Annotated in this window: 7 protein-coding genes; all 7 read left to right on the forward strand. The window is 72.4% G+C overall.

The features are described 5' to 3' along the window. Nucleotides 1–13: 13 nt before the first annotated feature. From ACM6LU_RS17195 to ACM6LU_RS17225, 7 genes are read left to right on the forward strand one after another with little or no spacing between them, the layout of a single operon-like run. Complete coding sequence (locus ACM6LU_RS17195; protein ID WP_414938712.1) at nucleotides 14–1,018, forward strand: ABC transporter substrate-binding protein; 1,005 nt, start codon at nucleotides 14–16, stop codon at nucleotides 1,016–1,018. Further along, nucleotides 1,015–1,998, forward strand: coding sequence for a FecCD family ABC transporter permease (locus tag ACM6LU_RS17200; RefSeq protein ID WP_414938713.1), 984 nt, complete (start codon nucleotides 1,015–1,017; stop codon nucleotides 1,996–1,998). The genes ACM6LU_RS17195 and ACM6LU_RS17200 overlap by 4 nt, the downstream gene beginning before the upstream one ends. Beyond that, nucleotides 1,995–3,032 carry a FecCD family ABC transporter permease gene (locus tag ACM6LU_RS17205; RefSeq protein WP_414938714.1) on the forward strand — a complete coding sequence of 346 codons (1,038 nt, stop codon included), beginning with the start codon at nucleotides 1,995–1,997 and terminating at the stop codon, nucleotides 3,030–3,032. Before ACM6LU_RS17200 ends, ACM6LU_RS17205 begins: the two co-directional genes overlap by 4 nt. Further along, nucleotides 3,029–3,805: an ABC transporter ATP-binding protein gene (locus ACM6LU_RS17210; RefSeq protein ID WP_414938715.1), complete on the forward strand. Its 777-nt coding sequence runs from the start codon at nucleotides 3,029–3,031 to the stop codon at nucleotides 3,803–3,805. The genes ACM6LU_RS17205 and ACM6LU_RS17210 overlap by 4 nt, the downstream gene beginning before the upstream one ends. Beyond that, nucleotides 3,799–13,764, forward strand: coding sequence for an amino acid adenylation domain-containing protein (locus tag ACM6LU_RS17215; protein WP_414938716.1), 9,966 nt, complete (start codon nucleotides 3,799–3,801; stop codon nucleotides 13,762–13,764). Before ACM6LU_RS17210 ends, ACM6LU_RS17215 begins: the two co-directional genes overlap by 7 nt. Beyond that, the gene (locus ACM6LU_RS17220; protein ID WP_414938717.1) at nucleotides 13,761–15,167 is read left to right on the forward strand and encodes a DHA2 family efflux MFS transporter permease subunit; all 1,407 of its coding nucleotides are present in this window, start codon (nucleotides 13,761–13,763) and stop codon (nucleotides 15,165–15,167) included. The genes ACM6LU_RS17215 and ACM6LU_RS17220 overlap by 4 nt, the downstream gene beginning before the upstream one ends. Beyond that, complete coding sequence (locus ACM6LU_RS17225; protein WP_414938718.1) at nucleotides 15,154–16,203, forward strand: 3-deoxy-7-phosphoheptulonate synthase; 1,050 nt, start codon at nucleotides 15,154–15,156, stop codon at nucleotides 16,201–16,203. Before ACM6LU_RS17220 ends, ACM6LU_RS17225 begins: the two co-directional genes overlap by 14 nt. The last annotated feature ends 99 nt before the right edge of the window (nucleotides 16,204–16,302 follow it).

The following is a 16,302-nucleotide window of genomic DNA, read 5'->3' on the forward strand; positions in this document are numbered from 1 at the left end:
CCGAGGAAAACCCATGAGCACCACCAGAACCCGCCGCTTCGCCGGAGCGATCGCACTCGCGTTGACGGTCGTGACCGCGGCCACCGCCTGTGGCTCCGGCGACGACGGCAAAGCGGCCGACGGCGGCCAGACGCGGGTGTTCGCGGCCGACAACGGCCAGATCACCATCCCGGTCTCGCCGAAACGGGTCATCGCCACCGGTTACGCCGTGCCCGCGCTGCTCGAAGCCGGCGCGCCGTTGGTCGGGGTGTCCAGCTGGAAGCGCGGCATCCCGCTGTTCAACGAGCAGGAGCGCAAGAAGTACGACGAACTGGCGAAGGTCGCGGGTGAGGCGGCGTCGGAGACGAACTACGAGGCGATCGCGCAGGCCGACCCCGACCTGATCGTGATCGGCGTGCCGAAGCCGGTGCTCGCCGACATCGACCTCAAGCGCCTCGAAGCGATCGCCCCGGTCGTGGCGATCGGCCCGTCGGTGCCGTCGATGTGGCGTGAGCTGTCCCGTAAGCAGGCCGACGCCGCCGGTGCGGCCGCCGGGTTCGACGCGATCAAGACCGCGTACGAGACCAAGGCCAAGGGCCTGACCGAGAAGTACAAGGCCGTGCTGCCGCAGCTGAAGCTCGGCCACGTCGGTGCCTACGGCGAGGTCGCGAAGGGCAACTTCCAGCGCGAGTTCAACGGTTCCTGGGGCACGAACGCCGCACAGGACATCGGCGCCACCTACTACGGCCAGGTCAAGGTCAAGGGCGGCGGCTCCAAGGACGTCAGCGAGTACCCGTCGATCGAAGAGCTGTCGACGGCGTTCGCCGAGGCCGACGCGATCACCTACTCCGTCAGTGCGGACGGTGCCGTCCCGGCGCCGGTCAAGTACGTCCTCGACTCGCCGCTGTGGAAGGAACTCCCCGCGGTGAAGGCGGGCAAGGTCTACCCGTTCCGCTACACCGAGGCCGCCACCTACCGGGCCGCGACGTCCACTTTGGACGCCATCGACCAGGCGTTCGCGCCGTTGCTCAAGCAGTGACCACGACCGGGCGGTCCGCGCTGCTCGGCGCCGCACTGCTCGGGCTCGTCGTGGTCGCCGTGCTGAGTGTCGGCGTCGGCGCGCACGCCATCGCCCCCGGCGAGGTCGTGCGCGCCCTGCTCGGCGACGGGAATCCGAGTGACCGGGCGGTCGTCCTGGACATCCGGCTGCCGAGGGCGGTGCTCGCGATCGGTGTCGGCGCGGCCCTCGCCGTCGGCGGCGTGCTCGTGCAGGCCTTGTCCCGCAACGCCTTGGCCGAACCCGGCGTGCTCGGCGTGACCGCCGGGGCCGGATTCGTCATCGCGGTGGGGTCGGCGTTCGGCCTCGCCGCGTCGGCGCCCGCGGAACTGGGCCTGGCGGTCCTGGGCGCGCTCGGCGCTTCGGCGCTGGTGTACGCGGTCGGCAGCCGGTCGCCGTTGCGGCTGGTGCTCGCCGGGACCGCGTTGAGCGCCGTGCTGCTGGGCCTCACCCTAGGCCTGCGCCTGCTGTTCCCGGACACCTTCGACGTCTACCGGTTCTGGTCGGTGGGTTCGCTGGCGGGCCGCGAACAGGCGCCGACCACGGTGCCACTGGTCATCATCGGCCTGTCCCTGCTGGGCGCGTTCGCGGTGAGCCGTCAGCTCAACGCCATCGCGCTCGGCGAGACGGTCGCGCATACGCTCGGCGCGAACGTCGCCAGGGTCCGGACGGTCACCCTGCTGCTGATCACGCTGATGGCGGGCGCGGCCACCGCGCTGGCCGGGCCGATCCTGTTCGTCGGGCTGATCGTGCCGCATCTGGTGCGACGGGTGGCCGGTGCGTCGATCCCGTGGCTGATCGCGTTCGCCGCGTTGCTCGGCCCGGTCCTGATGCTGGCCGCGGACGTCGGATCCAGGGTCCTGCTACCGACCGGTGAGGTACCGGTCGCGATCGTGACCGCGTTCCTCGGCGGCCCGGTGCTGATCTGGGCCGTCCGCAAATACGGGGCGGCGCCGCTGTGATCACCACTGGGTCCACCGCATTCGTCCTGCGGCGCGGGCGGTTCTCCGCCCGGCTGGAACGCCGCACCCTCTGGTTCCTCGTGGCGATGACCGTGGTCGTCGCCGGGCTGACACTGCTCGGGCTCTGTTACGGCGCGGCGTGGGCGAGTCCCGCCCGCGTGTTCGCCGCGCTCACCGGTTCCGGTGGCGGCCCGGGGGTGGTCATCCGGGAATGGCGCCTGCCGCGGGTGCTGGCCGGGCTGGTGTTCGGTGCCGCGCTCGGACTGGCGGGCGCGATCTTCCAAAGCGTCACCCGCAATCCGCTCGGCAGCCCGGACGTGATCGGCCTCGACGCCGGCGCCTACACCGGCGCGTTGTTCGCGATCACCGTGCTTTCGGGCACTTCGACACAGCTGACGGTCGGTTCGGTGCTCGGCGGCGTGCTCACGGCGGCCGTCGTGTACGCGCTGTCGCTCGGCGGCGGGCTGTCCGGGCTGCGGCTGATCGTCATCGGCATCGCGATCAACGCGATGCTGACCGCGCTCAACTCCTGGATCGTGTTGCGCGCGGAACTCGAAATCGCGATCGCGGCCGTCGGCTGGAGCGCCGGTTCCCTCAACGGGGTCGGCTGGGACGACATCGCCATCCCGTTCGGAGTGCTCGCGGTGCTGTTCGTCGTGTTGTTCACCCGGGCACAGGCGTTGCATCAGGCCGCGCTCGGCGGCGCGCTGGCGGTCACCACCGGCGTCCGGTGGGACCGGCTGCGCCTGGTACTGGTGCTGATCGGGGTCGGCTGCACGGCCACGGTCACCGCCGTCGCCGGGCCGATCGCGTTCATCGCGCTGGCGGCACCGCAGATCGGACGGCGTCTCGCCCGCACGCCCGGTATCGGCCTGCTGCCCGCCGCTCTCACCGGCGCGGTGCTGCTGACCGCCGCCGACCTGGCCGCCCAGATGTTGCTCGCGCCGGAAGCGCTGCCGGTCGGTGTGGTCAGCACCGTGATCGGCGGCGGCTATCTGATCTGGCTGCTCACCAAGGAGGTACGGCGCACATGAGTGCTCGCTTGACCGCGCGGGAGCTGACCCTGCGCTACGGCGACCGGGTCGTGTCGACCCGGCTGAGCCTCGACGTGCCCGACCGCGCGTTCACCGCGGTCGTCGGGCCGAACGCCTGCGGCAAGTCGACCTTGCTGCGCGCGTTCGTCCGGTTGCTGCGCCCGGCCGGGGGCGAGGTCCTGCTCGACGGCAAGGACGTCGGTTCCTTCCACGGCAAGGGTTTGGCGCGAGAACTCGGTTTCCTGCCGCAGGATCCGGTCGCGCCGGAGGACGTCCGTGTCCGGCAACTGATCGCGCGGGGCCGGTTCCCGCACCAGTCGCTGTTCGCGTCGTGGTCCGAAGAGGACGAACGCGCGGTACTCGACGCGATGACCGCGGCCGGGGTGGTGGGCCTCGCCGACCGGCCGGTGCAGGAGCTGTCGGGCGGACAGCGCCAGCGTGTGTGGGTGGCGCTGGTGCTGGCGCAGAAGACGCCGTACCTGCTGCTCGACGAACCGACGTCGTTCCTCGACATCGCGCACCAGTACCAGCTGCTGGGGTTGCTGGCACGCCTGCGTGACGAAGGCCGCACGGTGATCGCCGTCCTGCACGACATCAACCAGGCCTGCCGCTACGCCGATCACCTCGTCGCACTGCGGGACGGCCGGATCGTCGCCGAAGGCGCTCCCGCCGAGATCGTCGACGCCGAGCTCATCAAGGAGGTCTTCGATCTCCCCAGTGTCGTCGTACCCGACCCGGTGACCGGCACCCCGATGGTGGTGCCCGCATGCTGAGCCTCACCGGAGCGCAGCTGGGCATCTGGACCGCGCAGCGGTTGGAGCCCGACTCGCCGTACTACGTCGTCGGTGACGTCATCGAGATCACCGCGGGCGAGGATGACAAGCCGGTCGACCTCGCCTTGCTGGCCGAGGCGATCCAGGCGACCGTCGAGGAGGCCGACAGCCTGCGGCTGCGCGTCTTCGAGACGCCGGACGGGCCGCGCCAGACGGTGTCGGCGGAGCCGGTGCCCCTGCCGGATGTGGTGGATCTGAGCAATGAGGCCGATCCGGTGGCCGCGGCGCACGAGCGGGTGGCGGCCGAACGACGCCGGGTCGCCGAGGCGTGTCGCGAAATGGTGGACCGGCCGCTGTTCGCCCATCTCGTGCTGCGGCTTTCGGCGTCGGAGGTGTGGTTCACCCAGCTAGGGCACCACCTCGTGTTCGACGGGTACACCGCCGCGATGCTCGCCCGCCGGACCGCGGCGCGCTACACCGCCGCGTTGAACGGGACGAATCCGCGTTCGTCGGCGTTCGCGCCGTTCACCGACCTGGTCGAGGCGGATCGCGCCTACCGAGACAGCGATCGGTTCGAGCGTGACCGGGAGTACTGGCGTTCCCGGTTCACGCCGTTGCCGGACATCGATGACGGCAGTGGCGCGTCGGGGCCTCCTGAGCGCACGGTGACGGCCCGGTCGGTCCTTCCCGCCTCGGACGTGGCTCGGCTGGGCGAGCTGGGCAAACGTGCCGGAACGACTTGGGGCGACGCGCTGATCGCCTGCTACGCCGCCTTCCTGCACCGCGTGCTCGGCTGGTCCGACGTCGTGTTCGCGGTGCCGTTGATGTGCCGTGAAGGGGCCGCGTTGCGGACTCCGGCGATGGCGGTCAACGTGCTGCCGTTGCGGGTCTCGGTGCTCCCGGGGGACTCGGCCACCGAACTGACCGCGCGTGTCGCGGGCGCGCTGAAGGAGATGCGCACGCACCAGCGCTACCGGGGCGAGGAGCTGCCGCAGGAGCTGGCGGTGCCGGGCGCGGGCGCGTTGCTGCACGGCCGCGGTATCAACCTCAAGGCGTTCGACCTGAAGCTCGACTTCGCGGGTGCGCACGGCACCATGCGCAATGTCGCCGGAGGGCCGCCCGAGGATATGGGCCTGTCCGTGCTCCCGACCTCCGATGGCGGGCTGCTGCTCGGGTTCGAGGTCGACGCGCGCACCCATGACCAGGCCGCCGTCGACGCGAAGCTGACCGCGTTGCGCTGCCTGATCACCGCGATGACCGACCCGGACGGCCCGGCGGTCGGTGGCGCGGACCTGGTCCCGCCGGGGGAGCGGGACGCCTTGCTGGACGCGTGGTCGACACCCGCGCCGGGCAGCGAACCCGCCGGTGTGCCGGAACTACTGGCCGAACTCGATCCTGGCCAGACCGCTTTGGTGTCCGGCGACGAGCGCCTGACCGCCGGGGAACTGGTGGCGCGGGTTCACCGGCTCGCGCGGGCTTTGCGGGCGCGTGGCGTCGGGCCCGACGACGTCGTCGCGCTGGCCCTGCCGCGGTCGGCGGATCTCGTCGTCGCCCTGCTGGCGGTGCTGGACGCCGGTGCCGCGTTCCTGCCGCTGGACCTCGCCCATCCGGCCGAGCGGTTGCGGGAGCTGGCCGCCGAAGCCGGTGCCGTCCTGACGGTGGCCACCAGCGCGGACATCGTGCCCGGACCGCAGTTGCTGCTGAACGAAACCGATCTGTCCACACTGGACGCGTCCCCGCTGCCGGTGACGCGTCACCCTGAACATCTCGCGTATGTCATCTTCACCTCGGGTTCAACCGGTCGCCCCAAGGGGGTACTCGGCCGGGTCGGCGGTCTGGCGACGCTGCTGCGTCACCACCGCGCGACGACGGTCGCCGTGACCGAACGCGCCGCCGGGAGGCGGCTCCGGGTGGCGCACACCTACTCGTTCGCCTTCGACTCCGCGCTCGACCAGCTGATGTGGCTGCTGTTCGGGCACGAACTCCACGTTTACGGCACCGACGTCGCCCGGGACGCCGACGAACTGCTGGCCGCGTTCGCCGGCGACCGGATCGATGTCGTCGACACCACGCCGTCGATGGCCGCGCCCCTGATCGAGGCCGGACTGCTCGACGGCCCGAACCCGCCCGCGCTGCTCGTCCTCGGCGGCGAGGCGACCCCGCCCGCGCTCTGGCGCCGCGTCGCGGAGTCCGGTGTCCGTGCCCGCAACATGTACGGCCCGACCGAGGCCACTGTGGACGGTGCCGGATCCTGGCTGGACGGCGGGGAACCGACGATCGGGACCGCGGTGCCGGGGACGGCGGTCCGGGTGCTCGACGCCGCGCTCCGACCGGCACCCGCGGGAACGCCGGGTGAGCTGTACCTCGCCGGACCGCATCTGGCGCGCGGCTACCTCGGCCGCCCCGGCGCGACGGCGGAGCGGTTCGTCGCCGATCCGTACGGCGCGCCCGGCGACCGCATGTACCGGACCGGCGACCTCGTCCGCTGGGTACCGGGCCGAGGGCTGGAGTACCTGGGCCGCCGTGACGGCCAGGTGAAGGTGCGCGGCCACCGCGTCGAACTGGGCGAGGTCGAGGCCGCGCTGACCGCCGTGCCCGGCGTGCGGGCGGGCGCCGCCGCGGTGCGCGGACCGAGGCTCGTCGGGTACGTCGTCGGTGAGGTCGCCCCGGACGACGTCCGCGCGGCACTCGCGGCACGGGTGCCGGAGCACCTCGTGCCCGCCGCGGTGGTCGTACTCGACACACTTCCGTTGACCTCAAACGGGAAGATCGATCGCGCGGCACTGCCCGCTCCGCGTGCGGCGGCCGGGCGGACCGCGGCGACCGAACGCGAACGGCTGTTGTGCGCGACCATCGCCGAGGTCATCGGTGTCGAGGAGGTCGCCGTCGACGACGACTTCTTCGCACTGGGCGGCGACAGCATCACCGCGATCAGCGTCAGCAGCAGGCTGCGCGCGCACGGCCTCGACCTGCGGCCGCGCGATCTGCTGGCCCGGCGCAGTTTTGAGGCGCTGGCGGCGGCGAGCACGCAGCTCGGCGGCCCGGCGGACCCGCCGGACGAGCCGGTCGGCGAGGTGCCCGCGCCGCCGATCGCCCGCGCCCTGCTCGACCCGCATCCGGACGTCACCACGGTCGCGGGGTACACGCAGTGGACCGCGGTCCGGCTCGACGAGGACCTGCCGCCCCACCTGCTGATCGAAGGTGTGCAAACGCTGCTGGACCACCACGACGTCCTGCGCCTGCAACTAGAGGACGAATTGCGTGTCCGCGAACGCGGTTCCGTGCACGCCGCTGACATCGTCGTCGAAACGACAGGTGATCCGGCGGACATCGCCAAGGACCTCGCGGACTCGCTCGATCTCCGAGCGGGCGTGCTGAGGGTCGCGTTGCTGCCGGACCACCTCGTCATCGTGCTCCACCACCTGGCGATCGACGGCGTTTCCTGGCGAGTCCTGCTGCCCGACCTGCGTGCCGCCTGCGCGGGCGAAACACTCGAACCGGCCGGGACGTCGTGGCGGCGGCACGCGCTCCGCCTCGCCGCACAAGGCACTTCCGGTGCCCGGCGCGGCGAACTCGACCACTGGCGCGGCGCGCTCGACGGCCCGCGCCTCGGCCACCGGCCGCTCGACCGGGCCGCCGACACGGTCGCGACCGCGCGGCGTTCGGTCACCATCGCCTCACCGGAGCAGACCGAGGCGGTGCTCACCGGCCTGCCCGCGGCTTACCGGGCCGGACCGGACGACGTCCTGCTCGCCGCGCTCGTGCTCGCACTCCGGTCGTGGCGGGCCGCTCCGGTCACGGCCGAAACCGTGTCCCTCGAAGGGCACGGCCGGGATCAGGACGGCCTGGACCTGTCCCGCACCGTCGGCTGGTTCACCGCCGAACATCCGCTGCGCGTGCCCGCCGGAGAGGTGGCCACGACCGCGGACTTCGACAACGCGCTCACGGGTGGTGCCGTGGCCGGAAAGCTGCTGCGGGCCGCCAAAGAGGCCAAACGCGCCGTGCCGGACAGCGGTATCGGCTTCGGTGTCCTGCGCTACCTCGACCCGCTCACCCGGGACGAACTCGCCGCCGCCCCGCCGCCGGACGTCGTGCTGAACTACCTCGGCCGGTTCGCCGCCCTGCCCGGTACCGGCTGGCGGCTACCGGAGGAAGACCCGTTCGCGGTCACCGAACCCGAGGGCAAGTCTCTGGACCAAGTGCTGGCGCTGAACTGCTTCGTCCGCGAGGGCGGCCGTCCCCGGCTCGCCGTCGAGTGGACGGCGGCGAGCGCGGTCCTGCCGTCGGCGAGTGTCGAGGCGCTTCAGGAAGCGTGGTCGCGAGCGCTGGAAGCGATGGCCGCGCACGCCGCCCGGATCGGACCGGACGGCGGCGGCCTCACACCGTCGGATCTGCCGCTGGTCGGCCTCGGCCAGGCCGACATCGACGCGCTCGAACGCCGGGGCCGGATCGAAGACGTCCTGCCCGCGACCCCGTTGCAGACCGGGCTTTCGTTCCACACCCTGGCGCGTGGCGCCGACGACACCGACGTCTACGTGGTCCAGGCCGTCACCCTGCTCAGCGGCGCGCTCGACGCCGACCGCATGCGCGAGGCCGCGGCGGAAGTGCTGCGACGGCATCCCGCGTTGCGTGTCCACCTGCACACCACCGACGCGGGCGAGGTCGTCCAGGTGGTGCCCGAGGCGGTGTCGCTGGACTGGCGGCACGTGAGCGCGGCGCCCGGGGAAGTCGCGGCCGAATGCCGGGTCGAACTGGCCCGCCCGTTCGACCCGGCGACCCCGCCGCTGATCCGGTTCCTGCTGCTGACCCTCGGCCAGGACGAGCACCGCCTGGTGCTCACCAACCATCACGCGCTGCTCGACGGCTGGTCGATGCCGCTGGTCGGCCGGACGCTCTTGGCCACCTACGCCGAACTCGGCGGCGGCCCGGCGGCCCCGGTCGCTCCGCCGCTCTCGGAGTATCACCGGGTGCTCGGCGAACGCGATCCGGACGCGGCATTGGACGCGTGGCGTGCGGCGCTGGCCGGTCTCGATGAGGGTACGCGGCTCGCCCCCGCGAGCGTCGAGTCCACTGTGGAGCGTCCGGACCGGGTCACCGTGGAACTGGGCGACGAGTTCAGCGAACGGCTGCGCGCCTTCGCCCGCGAACGCGGGATCACGCCGACGACGGTGTTCCAGACCGCGTGGGGTGTCCTGCTCGCCCGGCTGACCGGCCGCCGCGACGTCGTGTTCGGCTGCCCGGTCTCCGGACGGCCCGCCGACGTCCCCGGCGTCGAGCGGATGATCGGCCAGCTCGGCAGCACGATCCCGGTGCGAGTCCGGTTCGACGCCGCCGACACGGCGGTCACCGTGCTGGAACGCGTGCACACCGAAAGTGTCCGGCTCACCGATCACCACCACGCCGGACTGCCGGACATCCAGCGCGCGGCAGGCGTCGGCGACCTGTTCGACACGATGCTGGTGATGGAGAACTTCCCGCTCTCCAGCCGCGCCCGCACCACTTTGGCGCCGGGGCTCGACCTCGTCGGGGTCGACATCACCGACGCCACGCACTACCCGCTCACGGTGATCGTGCTGCCCGGCGACGGGTTCACCGTCGGCCTGGGCTATCAGCCCCAGGCCTTCACCCGCGCCGAGGCCGAGTCCTACGGGCGCTGGCTGCGCGCCGTCCTGCACGAGATCGTCGCCGATCCGGCGCGGCCCGTCGCCCGGCTGCGCGCGCTCGACGCCGACGAGGAACGCGCGATGCTGCGGCTCGGCGAAGGGCCGGAGCCAAGGCGCGAACGCGGCGGGATGCTGGAGGAGTTCGGCCGCTGGGTCCGCGAGACCCCGGACACCGAAGCCGTGGTCTGCCGCGACCGGAGCCTCACCTACGCCGAACTCGACCGGCGGGCCAACCGGCTCGCGCACACCCTGATCGACGCCGGGGTGCGGCCACAGGACCCGGTCGCGGTGCTGCTGCGCCGCGACGTCGATCTGGTGGCCGCGCTGTTCGGCGTCATCAAGGCGGGTGCGGTGCACGTGCCGATGGATCCGGACTACCCGGCCGACCGGCTGGCCTACATGCTCGACGACATCAAGCCCGCCGCCGTCGTGTCCACTTCGGACGTCGACGGGCTACCGGTGGTGAACCCGGAAAATTTGTCCACTAAGGACAGCCAGCCATCGGTTCGGATCAGTGAAGACTCGCTCGCCTACGTCATCTACACCTCCGGCACCACCGGCAAACCCAAGGGGGTCGCGGTGCCGCACCGCGGGATCCCGAGCCTGATCGCGCTGCAGGAGGACATCGTCGGCATCGGCACCGCCGAGCGGTACCTGCACTTCGCCTCGACGAGTTTCGACGTCGCGTTCTGGCAGTTCATGCTTCCGCTGCTGTCCGGCGGCACGTCGGTCATCGCGCCGGAGGAGGTGCGCGTCTCCGGCGACGACCTGCTGGCCTACGCGGCCGAACACCGGGTCACCGGGCTGAACCTGCTGCCGTCGTTCCTGTCGGCCATGCCCGACGACACGACCGTCGATCCGGACGTGTTCTTCGTCGTCGGCGCCGAACGCCTCGACCCGGAACTGGCCCGGCGCTGGGGGAACCGGCGGGCGCTGTTCAATGCCTACGGCCCGACCGAAGTCACCATCAACTCGGTCACCTGGCACTACGACCCGGCCGACCCCGGGCCGTTGCCGATCGGCCGCCCAGATCCGGAAGTCCGCGCATACGTGCTCGACGGCGGTCTGCTCCCGGTCGGGACGAACGTCACCGGCGAGTTGTACCTGGCAGGCCCGAAGCTCGCCCAAGGCTACGTCGGCCGGGCGGCGCTGACCGCCGAACGGTTCGTGGCGGATCCGTTCGGGCCGCAGGGGGAGCGCATGTACCGCACCGGTGACCTGGTCCGGTGGCGGCCGGACGGGCAGATCGTCTTCCTCGGCCGCGCCGACCACCAGGTCAAGCTGCGCGGATTCCGGATCGAACTCGGTGAGATCGAGACCGCGCTGACCGGGCACGACGACGTGCGTGCCTCCGCCGTGATCGTCCGCGAAGACCGGCTGGTCGCCTACGTCGTGCCGGTCGACGGCGCCGAACCCGATCCGGCGGCGCTGCGCGAGCACCTCGCGGCGGATCTGCCCGCGTACATGGTTCCGACGGCGTTCGTGCCGCTGGAGCGGCTTCCGCTCGGCCCGAGCGGCAAACTCGACCGGTCCGCACTGCCCGCGCCCGAGGCCCGTTCGACGGGTGGCAGGGAACCGGCGACTCCCGCGGAAGCCGTGCTGCTGCACGTCGTCCGCGATCTGCTCGGCCCCGGCGTCGGCCTGGACGACGGCTTCCTCGAAGCGGGTGGGGACAGCATCGCGTCGCTGCGGGTGGTTTCCCGCGCCCGCCGCGAAGGGCTGCACCTGACCGCGCGCGACGTCCTCGAAGGCGGCACTGTCGCCGGGATCGCGGCGCGCTGTGGCGAACCCGAACAGGCCGAGGAGGCGCCCGCGGTCGGCGATGCGCCGCTCACGCCGATCATGCGCGATCTGTTGCTGCGTGCGGAAAAGGCGGCGGACGGGTTCTGCCAGTGGGTCGAGGTCTGCGTGCCGTCGGCGGACGACGTGCCGCGGTGGCGCGCGGTGCTCGACACCGTCCTCGCCCGCCATGACGTCCTGCGGGCGCATCTGGTCGAGGACGCGTTGCGGATACCCGCCGTGGGCGCGGTGACCGGTGCGGACGTGCTCACCACCGCCAGGGTGGCCGACGATCCGCGCGCGGTGCTGGACGCGCGGGTCGAGCAGATCGTGGCCCGGATGGACCCCCGTACCGGCCCGCTGCTGCACGCGGTGCTGGTGGACGCGGGCGAGCACCGCCCGGGACGGCTCCTGCTGGTGGCGCACCACCTCGTCGCCGACGCGGTGACCTGGCGCGTCCTGCTCGACGACGTCGAACAGGCCTTCCACGGCAACACCCCGCACCGGCGCGGGCAGTCGTTCCTCGGCTGGGCGCGTTCGCTGCGGGCCGCCGCACCGGCTCGGCAGGACGAACTGCCGTACTGGCAGTCGATCGCCACCGCGCCCGCGACGCGACTCGGCCGGACCGGGCTCGATCCGGCGCGCGACACCGTGGCGACCGCACGGCACCACCGGATCGACATCGGCGCGGACACCACCCACGCCGTGCTCACCGCCCTGCCCTCGGCCTACCGCACCGGGCCGGACACCGTGCTGCTGACCGCGCTCGCCCGCGCGGTCGCCACCTGGCGCGGTACCGAAGCCGATCTGCTCGTCGCCGTCGAAAGCTACGGCCGGCCGGGGCACACCCCGGACTTCGCGGGCACCGTCGACCTGGCACAGACCGCGGGCTGGTTCACCGCCGTGCATCCGGCGCGGATCACCCCGACGGCCGGACCGCTGCCGGACGCGCTGAGGGCGGTCCGCGACCACCTCCGCGCCGCCGGCGACGGCCTCGGGCACGGAATACTCGGCGTCGGGGGCACCCGGCCGGAGATCGCCTGGAACTACCTCGGCCGGTTCCCGGCGCCGCCGGTCGACGAAACGCCGTGGCAGCGCCCGCCGGACGCCGACCCGCTCGGTTCGGGCGGCGGCGCGGACCTGCCGCTGCCGTACGCGCTGACGGTGAACGCGATGGTCCCCGACGGCGGCACGCTCGGCGTCCGCTTCACCTGGCCGTCCGCGCTGTTCACCGACGACGAGATCGCCGTACTGGGTGAGCACTTCCGCCGGGCACTGGACGAACTCGCCGCCGATCCGCCCGGACCGGGCGAGGTCCTGCCACTGACGCCGTTGCAGGAGGTGATCCTGCGCGAGTCCCGCGCGGCGGACGAGGATCCGTATCCGGTGCAGGCCGCTTTCGCGCTGTCCGGGGAACTCGACGTCGAGGCACTGCGGGCCGCGGCGACCACCCTGGTGCGACGGCACCCGAACCTGGGCGCCGTGTTCCCGCCGTCGCACGAGGTCCAGGTGATTCCCGCGGTACCGGAAGCCGGGTTCGGCATCCGTGAAGTGTCCGATGTGGACAGTGCGCTGGACGAAGAACTCGCTGAGCCGTTCGATCTGGCGAACGGTCCGCTGTGGCGGGTCACCGTGCTGCGGCAAGGGCCCGGCCGTCAGACCCTCGTGCTGACCAGTCACCACTTGCTGTCCGACGGCTGGTCCGCGCCTCGCGTCCTCGGCGAGTTGTTCGCGCTGTACGCGGGGAAGCCGCTGCCGGAGCCCGTACCGCTGGCCCGGTACACCCGCCTGCTCACCGCGGCCGATCACTCCGCCGACGTCAGAGCCTGGCGGGCGGAACTCGACGGCTTGCCCGAAGGTGACCACCTGCCGCGTACCGGCGGTCCGGCCGAGCCGGTGGTGTTCACCGTGGACGGTCAGCTGGTCGCGGAACTGACCCGGCTCGGCGCGGCACGCGGGCTCACCGTCAACACGTTGTTGCAGGGCGCCTGGGCGGCCGTGCTCGCGAACCACGCCGGGCGCCCGGACGTCAGCTTCGGGGTGATGACCTCGAACCGGACGTCCGATGTGGACGGTGTCGAGGAGATCATCGGGTTGCTGGCGAACAGTGTCCCGGTTCGCGCCCGGTTCACCGGAACTGTCGGCGAGGCGCTCACCGACCTGCAGAAACGGCAGCAGGCCATGATCGCGCACCACCGGATGGGCCTGCCGGAACTGGCGTCGCTCGCCGGACGCGGGCGGCTGTTCGACAGCCTGCTCGTCTTCGAGAACTACCCGGTGGATCCGGCGAAGCTGCGCGAACCGGCGCCCGGCCTGACCGTCACCGGCACCCGGTTCCGTGAACGGACCCACCATCCGGTGAGCGTCACCGTCGTTCCCGGCGAGCACGGCTGGGAAGGCGTCCTCTACGCACGGGGCGGAGACGCTCGGCCACTGGCGGACGACCTGGTCCGGTTCCTGCGGGAGCTGCCGTCCTGGCTGGACGGCGACGCCGCCGAATTCGCGGGGGAGCGGTGACCGCGCGCCCGATCGACGCGACGCTGTGGCGCACCGCGTCGGTGCTGGTCCTCGGCACGTTCATGGCGACCTTGGACAGCACGATCGTCTCGGTCGGCGTCGACACCCTCGCCGAGGAGTTCGGCGCGCCGGTCACCGGCGTCCAGTGGGTGACGACGGCCTACCTGCTGGCCGTGGTCACCGCGGTGCCGTCGTCCGGCTGGCTCGCCGACCGGTTCGGCGGCCGCCGCGTCTGGCTCACCGCGGTCGTCGTGTTCCTGCTGGCGTCCCTGTTGTGCGCGCTGGCACCGACTTTGCCCGCGCTCATCGCCTGCCGTGTCCTGCAAGGGCTCGCGGGCGGGCTGCTGCCGCCGATCGGCCAGGCGTTGCTGGCGCGGGCCGCCGGACCGGACCGGATCGGCCGCTTGATCAGCGTCGTCGGCCTGGTGCCGCTGTTGTCGCCGGTGCTCGGCCCGCTGGCGGGCGGCACGATCCTCGCGATCGCCGACTGGCCGTGGCTGTTCTACGTCAACCTTCCGGTCGGCGTGGTGGCCATCCTCCTGGCGCGGCGCTGGGTTCCGGCCGGAGAGCCGGGCGGGCGGGGTGAACGGTTCGACTTCCGGGGCGCGTTGCTGCTTTCGCCGGGGCTCGCGGTGCTGGTGTTCGGGCTCACCTGGTTCGAACGGGGGAGCCCGGTGGTCGCCGGGATCGCGGTCGCGGCGGGTGTCGTGATGCTCGTGGCGTTCGTCCGGCACGGTCTGCGAGCCGAAGCGCCGCTGCTCGACCCGCGGCTGTTCACCCAGCCGCCGTTCGGGGTCGCCGCGCTGGCGCTGGTCCTGCTCGGCGCGTCGGTGTTCGGCACGATGTTCCTGCTCCCGCTGTATCTCCAGCGCGGCGCCGGACTGTCCACTTGGGACACCGGATTGCTGCTGGTGCCGCAGGGCATCGGCGCGGCGGCCGGGTCGGTGCTGGTGAACCGGCTCGTCGACCGGATCTCGCCGCGCACCCTGGTGCTGAGCGGCATCGGGCTGGTCGCTCTCGGCACCGCGCCCTTCACCCAGCTCGGCCCTGGTCTCCCGGACTGGGTGATCGTGGTTTCCCTGCTGCTGCGCGGTTTCGGCGCGGCGCTGATCGGCGCGCCGGTGATGACGATCGTCTACCGCCGGGTCGAACCCGCCCGGCTGCCCCGGGCGGCCGGGGCACTGAATCTGCTCACCACGCTCGGCGGCTCGATCGGCACCGCGGTGCTGGCCGTGGTGCTGCAGGCCCGGCTGGCCGCGCGCGGCCCGGACGTCGCCGCGGCCTTCGCCGACTCTTTCTGGTGTGTTCTCGGCCTCGCCGTCGTGGCGGTCGCCGGTGCGACGCGGCTGCCCCGGACCGGGGTGGCCGCCCCCGACAAGAAGAGAGGTCATGCGGATGCTTGACCAGGACACTCTGCCCAGCCCGGCCGACATCGCCACGAACGGCGTCGTGGCGGAGGAGATCGCCCGGCACCGCGAAACCGTCGCGAATGTCCTCGCCCGGCGCGACTCGCGGCTGCTCGTCGTCGTGGGTCCCTGCTCGGTGCACCACCCCGGCGGCGCGCTCGAGTACGCGCACCGGCTCGCCGAGGTGTCCCGGCGCTTCGCCGACGACCTCGTCGTCGTCCTGCGCGCCTACTTGGAGAAGCCGCGGACGATCGCGGGCTGGACCGGTCTGGTGCCCGATCCCACCCTGGACGGCAAGGGCGATCTCGCGTCCGGCGTGCGGATCGGACGGCAGTTCCTTGTCGACGCCGCCGCGACCGGGCTGCCGCTGGCGTACGAGTTCGTCGATCCGTTCCTGGCGCCCTATTTCGCGGACACCATCAGCTGGGGCGCGATCGGCGCGCGGACCGTGGCCAGCCAGCCGCACCGGCACCTGGCGTCGTGGCTGCCGATGCCGGTGGGCATGAAGAACTGTGTCTCCGGCAGGCTCGACACGGCCGTCTCCGCGATCCAGGCCGCCGGGCTGGCTCACGTGTTTCCCGGCGCCGCACCGGACGGGCGCCCGCGGATCCTGCGCAGCACCGGGAACCCGGACGCCCACCTCGTCCTGCGCGGCGGCCCGAAGCCGAACCACCACGCCCACGCGGTCGCGGACGCCCTCGACGCGCTGACCACCGTCGGCCTGCCGCACCGTCTCGTCGTCGACGCCTCGCACGGCAACAGCGGCAAGGACCACAACCGGCAGCCCCTCGTCGTCGCGGACCTGGCGGACCAGATCTCGGCGGGCAACGACGCGCTGGCGGGCGTGATGATCGAGTCGTACCTCGCCGACGGCAGGCAGGACGTCGGTGCCGTGCCGCCCCGGCCGGATCTCAGCATCACGGACGCCTGCCTGGGCTGGGACCGCACCGTGCCGCTGCTGGAGTCACTGGCCTGCGCGAACGCGGTGCGGCGGATCAGCAACCCCCGTCACGCCTCCGCGGCCCGCCCCTAGCCCCTGCCCGCTGATCGCCGTTCAATCACGCGTGTTCGCCGTTCAATCACGTGAGATCGCCGTTCAATCACGCGGGCGACCGGGGGACGCGACGCTAGA

Source organism: Amycolatopsis sp. cmx-11-51 (assembly GCF_047608665.1).
Classification (GTDB): domain Bacteria; phylum Actinomycetota; class Actinomycetes; order Mycobacteriales; family Pseudonocardiaceae; genus Amycolatopsis.